Source organism: Pseudomonas sp. NPDC087346 (assembly GCF_044744235.1).
Lineage (GTDB): Bacteria > Pseudomonadota > Gammaproteobacteria > Pseudomonadales > Pseudomonadaceae > Aquipseudomonas.
In genome coordinates, this window is sequence record NZ_JBIUXX010000117.1 from 1 (window position 1) to 7,630 (window position 7,630).

At 61.6% G+C, this 7,630-nt stretch carries 5 protein-coding genes and 2 pseudogenes; all 7 read right to left on the reverse strand.

Annotated features, from left to right (window positions below):
* A partial coding sequence (tssK, locus tag ACIOZM_RS30725) for a type VI secretion system baseplate subunit TssK (protein WP_401221229.1) occupies window positions 1–1,264 on the reverse strand: 1,264 nt, incomplete at its 3' end.
* A 2-nt stretch (window positions 1,265–1,266) separates the two neighbouring features.
* Window positions 1,267–1,767, reverse strand: coding sequence for a type VI secretion system lipoprotein TssJ (tssJ, locus tag ACIOZM_RS30730; protein WP_401221232.1), 501 nt, complete (start codon window positions 1,765–1,767; stop codon window positions 1,267–1,269).
* A gap of 10 nt (window positions 1,768–1,777) precedes the next feature.
* Window positions 1,778–2,968 (reverse strand): annotated as a pseudogene (gene tagH / locus ACIOZM_RS30735) (type VI secretion system-associated FHA domain protein TagH); the annotation flags it as partial.
* An 18-nt stretch (window positions 2,969–2,986) separates the two neighbouring features.
* Window positions 2,987–3,127, reverse strand: a complete 141-nt coding sequence (locus ACIOZM_RS30740; protein ID WP_108589157.1) for a type VI secretion protein — start codon at window positions 3,125–3,127, stop codon at window positions 2,987–2,989.
* Window positions 3,128–3,319: 192 nt separating this feature from the next.
* A complete protein-coding gene (locus ACIOZM_RS30745; protein WP_401221236.1) occupies window positions 3,320–4,843 on the reverse strand; it encodes a sigma-54 interaction domain-containing protein in 1,524 nt (507 codons plus the stop codon).
* 10 nt (window positions 4,844–4,853) lie between these two features.
* On the reverse strand, window positions 4,854–7,511 hold the full coding sequence (gene tssH, locus ACIOZM_RS30750; protein ID WP_401221239.1) for a type VI secretion system ATPase TssH: 2,658 nt from the start codon (window positions 7,509–7,511) through the stop codon (window positions 4,854–4,856).
* Between the two features lie 11 nt (window positions 7,512–7,522).
* Window positions 7,523–7,630, reverse strand: a pseudogene (locus tag ACIOZM_RS30755) (type VI secretion system baseplate subunit TssG); the annotation flags it as partial.

The following is a 7,630-nucleotide window of genomic DNA, read 5'->3' on the forward strand; positions in this document are numbered from 1 at the left end:
CGCCGGAGCGCTCGAGTTGTGCCAAGTCTTCGGAACTGAGTTCGAGAATGAAATAGGTTTTGTTCGAATGGAACGCAATCTGCCGCGGGGCCACCGGCAACGGTTTGACCTTGATCCCGGGCAGGTGCAGGTTGACCAGTTGGCGAATACGCTCCACCGGGCCGACCTTGAGGTGCGCCGGCAAGCGGTGGCGCAGTTCTTCGGAGTCGCAGTTGGCACTGGCCGCCAGCACGAACGACGCCGAGCCCAGCAGTTTGTGGTCGTGCAACGGCGACACAATGATCCCGTACTGACGCGCTTGCAGGATCAGTTCGATGGCGTGCTGTTCGAGCACCATCGACAGCACCTGACGGATCGCTTCCATCAGTTTGCGGAAACTCCCGCCCTGATCGGCGTGCGAGTAACGGCTGTCCAGACGCGGACGTTTGCTCTCGCCGGAGAAGGTCGCCAGATCGCCGAGCATGGTCAGCAACGTGCGGTACAACTCTTCCGGGTGCACCTGCTCCAGACCGAGGTAGTGACGCAGCAGCAGCTCGGTGCGGTTGATCAGTTGCAGCATCATGAAGTCGCCAACCTCTGCGCCGCCGACCTTGCCGTTGGAGCGAATCCGCTCGGCAATCGTGTCGCCACGGTGGTTGAGCATGCTGATCACTTCTTTCAGGCACGACAGCAGATAGCTGGAAGCATGCGCCTGAATGTAGGTCGGCACAAAATCCGGATCGAGGCTGATCACGCCGTCCGGCGTGGTGTCGAGCACGTCGCAGATCTTCAGCTTCACGTAGGCCTGATCGCTCTGTTGCTCGCCGAGCAACAGTTTGAAATCCGGGCGACCGCAGCTGACCTGGCTGGCGGAATCGTCGCCAGCGTTGGAGTCGGCGACTTCGGCGTCATACGCGGTGAAACGCGCCAGCACGTCGGACTGCTCCGGACGACGCGACTCGATGTGGTTACCGGTAACCAGTGGCAGCGCCAGATAGATTGGCGTGTTGCCAGTGTTCGGCGGCACGTCCAGCGCCAGCGGCTCGGTGTTGCCGCCGAGTTCGAACAGGCTGCCGTCCGGCAGAATCCCCGAGGCTTCACTGATCACCAGTTTGCCCATGTTGAGGAACTGCAAGTCGATCTCCAGATTGAGAAAGCCCCAGGTGTAACTGCCCAGCAACTGGGTGCGGGTTTTCATCTGGTGATCGTAGTAGCGATCGTTGTGCTGGAAGTGCTGCGGACGCAGCAGCATGCCTTCCTGCCAAATGACTTTATGGGTATTCATGTTCAGTCATCCGCCTTGGCGAGCACTTCATTGGTGTTGCGGATACCGGCCTGATCAAGCGTCAGATCGGCGTCGGTGAGTTCCAGCGGCGTGATCTGCACGGTGTAGCGCCACTTGGTATCCGGCAGGTCGCGGTAGGCGGCGAGGATGCCGACGTAACGGCTGCCCTCCTCCACGCTGAGTTTCAGTTCCACGGTTTCACCCGGGCGCAGTTCGAGTTCTTCGCTGGCCACCAGATCCGGGTTGAGGGATTCCTTGGCGCGCTCGTAGAGGCTGAAGAAGTCAGCGTTCTCGAAGGTCACCGGGTGTTTGAGTTCGAACAGACGCACAACGATTGGCGACGGGCGCCCGTTGAGGTCCGGGTTGAGCTGATCGCTGCCGGTCAGTTTCAGGTTGACCTTGGTCACTTTCGAGTACGGCGACAACGACGAGCATCCAGCCAGCAGCACCAGTACGGTGAGCGCAGTCAGCGTCTTGAAAAAAGCGGTCGAACGGCGAGACATGCGCATCATCCTGGTGGTCGGTGTGGAGGGTGGAGATCAGGCGGATCTGTTCTTCGTAGGCCTGAGCGAAATCGCGGGCCAGCAGACGCTCGCTCCAGTCATCGTCCTGACGCAGTGCCTGGTGATAACGCCCGAACGCTCTCCAGCGTCCGCCCGAGGTGGCGAGCAACGGTTTGTTGTCGCGCTCGAAACGCAGGGTCAACTGCTCCGGCGAGAAGTGCTCCAGCGTGCCGCGAACGGCGGCGCGGCTGGCGGTCAGCAAGGCCACCTGATGCGCCTGCAAATCACGGAACGCTCGGGACACCGCTTGCTCGGCCGGCAGGTGCCCGGGCTTGTGCGCCTGCAACAGAATCTCCAGTGCTTCGCTCGGATCGACAGCGAATTTCAGCGGATTCTTGTTGGTGCCTTGCACGGTGGTCTGGGCCAGACGCAGTTCGTTTTTCAGCTCGGAACGAGTACGCAAGCTCTGCTGCAAACCGCCGATGCTCTGACGCAGCAGGCGTGCGGCGTTGAGGGCGAGCGCTTCGCGGGCATCGTGATCGAGGCCTTTGAGATCGACACCGAGCGCTGCACCGAAGTGGTCCCAGAAACCTTCGCTCTGACGCTCGACGGCTTTCGGGGCCGGAGCAGGCGCAGGTTCGGCGGGAGCGGCGATCAGCTCCGGCACCATCAGGCTTTCCATGTCGATGCGCGCATAGTCGGCGCGCTGACGGCTGTCTTCGGGCGCAGTGTTCGGCGCCAGCAGTTCGTCGATTTCCGAGTACACGCGCTCTTGCTGTTCGAGCGCATTGAGCGGGTCGAGATCGAGAAACGCGTCGTCCGGAATGATGCTGCCAGCAGCACGCGGACGGCCGGCTTCACCGTCGAAGGTCGCCGGGTCTCGCACCAGTCGTGCACGAATCTCGAAGTCGCCGAGCACGTAGGTGCTGCCGTGCTCGATACGCACTGGCTCGCCTTTGTTCAGACGTGCACCGCTGCCGCCATCCTGAATCCCGTTGCTGCTGCTGTCGGTCAGGAAGAACACACCTTCGCGAAAGCTGACAATCGCGTGATGGTTCGACAGATGACGCTTGCGGTCAGGGATGATCCAGTCGCAGTCCTCGCCCCGCCCGATCACGCCACCGGCCTGTTTGAAGGTCCTCTGGCACAACTCGGTGGGCACGAACTGCTTGGTGTTCAGCATTTCGAAAACCAATTCCATGTTTGATGCTCCTTGCGGTCACTTGCCGCGATTGACCGCTTGCGGATCACCCAACGGGCGATAGTCGTTGTCGTTGAATTTGTAATTGCCGCTGCAACCGCCAAGGCCGCATAGAACGACGAGGGTCAGCAGGGCAGCGTGCCAGTGACGAACAGACATCAGAAGGTCTCCAGGTGTAGACAAAGCACAAAGCGCCGACCCTTGCGGGCGGCGCTGTTATAAGCGAATTCATTCTTTGGGGAGGCTCTAAACCAAGGCCTGGAGCCAATCTCCTGTGGTGAGGAAAATCCCTTCACCACAGGGGAATTGCTGGTTATTGGGGATCTGCCAATTGCAGAAATCAATTTCAGATCAACCATCGAAGTCACCCAGATTGATATTCAGGCGCCCGAGGCGATAAAGCAGCGTTCTGCGTGGCAGGCCCAGTTCGCGGGCGGCCAAAGTCTGATTGCCGTCGTTCTTGCGCAGGCAATCGAGCAGCAGACTGCGTTCGACCTGTTCCAGACGTTCGCGCAGATTCAGGCTGCCAGCATCATCCGGCATCGGCTCGGTGAGGCGCAGCGAAAAATGCTCGGCCAGCAACTCGCCGCCTTCGCACAACAGCACCGCTCGCTCGACCAGTCCTTTGAGTTCACGCACGTTGCCGGGGAAGGCGTAGCCGGACAGGTGATCCAGCGCCGCATCCGACCAGCGCACCGGGTCACGCTGCAAAAACGCGCAGGCTTTTTCGGCGAAGTGGCGGGCCAGATCGAGGATGTCGTTTTCGCGGTGACGCAGCGCCGGCAGCTCAATCGGAAATTGCGCGAGACGGTAGTACAGGTCCTCACGGAATTTGCCTTCGCTGACCAGCACCGCCAGATCACGGTGCGTCGCGGCAATGATCCGCACATCGATCTTGTGCGTATCGTTGGAACCCAGCGGACGGATTTCGCCTTCCTGCAACACGCGCAGCAGCTTCGATTGCAGCGACATCGGCATATCGCCGATTTCATCGAGCAACAGCGTGCCGCCATTGGCAGCATCGAACAGCCCCGGACGGTCACGGTCGGCGCCGCTGAACGCGCCTTTGCGATAGCCGAACAGTTCGCTTTCCAGCAGGTTTTCCGGAATCGCTGCGCAGTTTTGCACGATGAACGCCTGGGACCGACGCGGGCCGCAGTCATGAATGGCGCGGGCCACCACTTCCTTGCCGGTGCCGGTCTCGCCGCGCAACATCACGGTGTACGGGCTGTGCAGCACTTTGCTGATCAGCGAGTAAGTCTGGCGCATTGCCGCGCTCTTACCGATCAGGCCATAACCACTGACACTCGGCACGCTGCGGCTGGCCGGCGCCTCGACGCCGACTGGCTGACGCAGCCGTTGCAACAAGTGCAACTGCCCCAGCACGAACGAGCCGAGCTGCCCGAGCGAATCGGCAAACCCTTGCAGTTCAACGCGATGACGACTGGCGCACAACAGCAAGCCTTCGACAGCCTTCTGCTGATTGACCAGCGGCACGCACAGCAGCGATTGCCACGCCACCGACGTGGCCGGCAGGAAACTGGTTTCGTGCAGGCTGCCGCCCAAGTCGCCAAGGCTCACCACGCGGTTCTGGCATAGGGCAAATTGCAGCAGTTGTTCACCGTTGTAGTCGGCCGGCAGGCTCGCCGCGCCGCGTGGTTGCAACACACCATCGAGGCACTCGGCGTTCATTCCGAGGCACGTGTGCGTGGCGTCGAGCAGGTACAACTGCGTCAGCTCGCAACCGCTCAGTTCGGCCAGACCGCGCACGAAGTCACCCAGCAGCGCAGCACCGTCCGCCGCGCGCGACAGGCTGGCGAATTGCGCCAGCAAGGCTTCGGCGTAAACCAGTGGTTGCGGCACTTGAGTGAACATCACGCCCACCTCAGACGAACTCGCACGTCACGCTGGCGTTGCCGTCGAGCGTGGCATGCACACGCTTGAGGCTTTCACCGGTAGCCATCGCGTCGAGCAGACGATCCGCTACCAGCGGCAGCACGTGCTGATCGAGCAAATGATCGATCAGGCGCGCACCGCTGTCGCTTTGCGTGCAACGCTCGGACAGATGATCGACGAGGTTCTGGCACCAGCTGAAATCCAGCTGACGACGGTTGAGGCGCTCGCCGAGACGACCGAGTTTGATCTCGATCAGCTCGCGCAGCACCGGGCCGCCGACCGGGTAGTACGGCACCACTTTCATCCGCGCCAGCAGCGCCGGTTTGAAGTGTTTGCTGAGCACCGGGCGAATGGTTTCTTCGAGCACTTCGGCAGTCGGCCGTGCGCCGTTCTCGCAGAGGTCGCTGATGCGGTCACTGCCGAGGTTCGAGGTCATCAGAATCAGCGTGTTGCGGAAATCGATCTCGCGACCTTCACCGTCGTTGGCCACACCTTTGTCGAAGATTTGGTAGAACAGGTTGAGCACGTCCGGATCTGCCTTCTCGACTTCATCGAGCAGCACCACCGAGTACGGCTTCTGACGTACCGCTTCAGTGAGCATGCCGCCTTCGCCGTAACCGACGTAGCCCGGCGGCGCACCGATCAGGCGCGAAACGGTGTGCTTCTCCTGGAACTCGGACATGTTGATGGTGGTGATGAAACGATCACCGCCGTACAGCAAGTCGGCCAGCGCCAGCGCAGTTTCGGTCTTGCCGACGCCGCTCGGGCCGACCAGCAGGAACACGCCGACCGGCGCATCAGGCTTGTTCAGGCCGGCAGCGGTGGCGCGCATCGAGCGATCCAGCGCGTGCACGGCTTGTTCCTGACCGCGAATACGCGTGCGCAGATCGGTGGCGAAACTTGCGACCTTGGCGTTGTGCTCGCGGGCCAGTTGCGCCAATGGCACACCGGTCCAGGCGCTGATTACTTCGGCGACCAGACGCGGGCAGACTTCGAAGCTGACCAGACGCTCCTTGACCTGCGCGGCGGTCAGTGCGCTGTGGGTTTCGTTGAGCTGAGCTTCCAGCGCTTCGACGCTTTGACCTTCTTCGACTTCAGCGGCGAGGGTTTCGATCACGGTGCCTTCGGCGTCTTCCTCGACCGTGACAGTCGGCTCGACGGCGGCGGCTTCACGGGCCTTGGCCAGTTGCTGACGCAGCTCCAACAGGCGTTCGGCCAGTTGCTTCTGTTCAGTCCACAGGGTTTCCAGCGCGACCATTTCGCTTTCGGCTTCGTCCAGACGCGCTTCCAGTGCATCCAGCGCTTCGTGGTCAATCAGCAGACCGGCCTCGGCATCGCGGCGCAGCGCCTGACGCTGACGGCCACCTTCAGCCAGTTCGCCACGCAGACGCTCAAGGCTTTCCGGGGCGGCAGCGAGGCTGATGCGCACGCGGGCACAAGCGGTATCGAGCACGTCGACGGCTTTGTCCGGCAGTTGGCGGCCGGCCAGATAACGGGCGGACAACTCGGCAGCCGATACCACGGCGTCGTCACGCAGGTAGATGCCGTGGCTCTTCTCGTAAACCTGAGCCAGACCACGGAGGATGGTCACTGCTTCGCTGACAGTCGGTTCGTGCAGTTGCACTGGCTGGAAACGACGGGCCAGCGCCGGGTCTTTCTCGAAGTATTTCTTGTACTCGGCCCAGGTAGTCGCGGCGATGGTGCGCAACTCGCCACGCGCCAGTGCCGGTTTCAGCAGATTGGCTGCGTCGGAACCACCGGCATTACCGCCCGCACCGATCAGGGTGTGAGCTTCGTCGATGAACAGAATGATCGGTTTTGGCGAAGCTTTGACTTCATCGATCACACCTTTCAGACGACGTTCGAATTCACCTTTGACGCTGGCGCCGGCCTGCAACAGGCCCATGTCCAGCGACAGCAGCTCGACGCCTTTGAGCACTTGCGGCACTTCACCGGCAGCGATGCGCGAGGCCAGACCTTCAACGATGGCGGTTTTACCGACACCGGCCTCACCGACCACAATCGGGTTGTTTTTACGGCGACGAGCGAGGATGTCGACCATCTGCCGGATCGCGCCATCGCGGCACAGCACCGGGTCGAGCTTGCCGTCGCGGGCCTGTTGGGTCAGGTTGTGGGTGAAGCGTTGCAGCAGCGACTCGCCTTGTGCGGCCGGTTTGCCATTGCCTGCCGGTTGCTCCTGTTGCGACAGGGCAAATTCTTTCAGGCGATCAATGTTCAGTTTGGCGAGCAGCGGCTGATAGCGGCTGCCGGCATAACGCATCGGATTGCGCAGCAACGCGAGGATCAGCGCCGCGTCCTCAACCTGGGTCTGACCAAGTTCAAGGTTGGCCACCAGCAACGCGTCTTGCAGCCATTGCACCAGTTCCGGGGCGAAAACCGGGTTACGCGAGGCGCTGTGCTCGACCCGCGATTGCAGTGCAGCACTCAGTTCACCGGCATCGACATCGGCGTCTTGCAACGCGCGTGCGAGCAAGCCATTCGGACGCTCCAGCAAGCCGAGCATCAGGTCTTCGACGAGGATCTTGCTGCCGCCACGGGCAACACAACGTTCCGCCGAACGTTCCAGGTCACGACGGGTTTCGGCGTCCAGCGCCTGGATGAGTTGTTGCAGGTCTACGTTGATCATGGCTCACGTCCTTAATGAATTTTGCTGCCCAGGGTCACCACGCCGTCTGCTTTTTCGCAGCCCAGCCAACTGGTCCACCCAAGGCGACAGTCGTTGTTCTCACCAATGCGCAGTTCGCG

Coding starts and splice junctions, on each gene's coding strand:
- tssJ (WP_401221232.1), bottom strand. CDS start 1,767: ATGTCTCGCCGTTCGACCGCTTTTTTCAAGACGCTGACTGCGCTCACC.
- ACIOZM_RS30740 (WP_108589157.1), bottom strand. CDS start 3,127: ATGTCTGTTCGTCACTGGCACGCTGCCCTGCTGACCCTCGTCGTTCTA.
- ACIOZM_RS30745 (WP_401221236.1), bottom strand. CDS start 4,843: ATGTTCACTCAAGTGCCGCAACCACTGGTTTACGCCGAAGCCTTGCTG.
- tssH (WP_401221239.1), bottom strand. CDS start 7,511: ATGATCAACGTAGACCTGCAACAACTCATCCAGGCGCTGGACGCCGAA.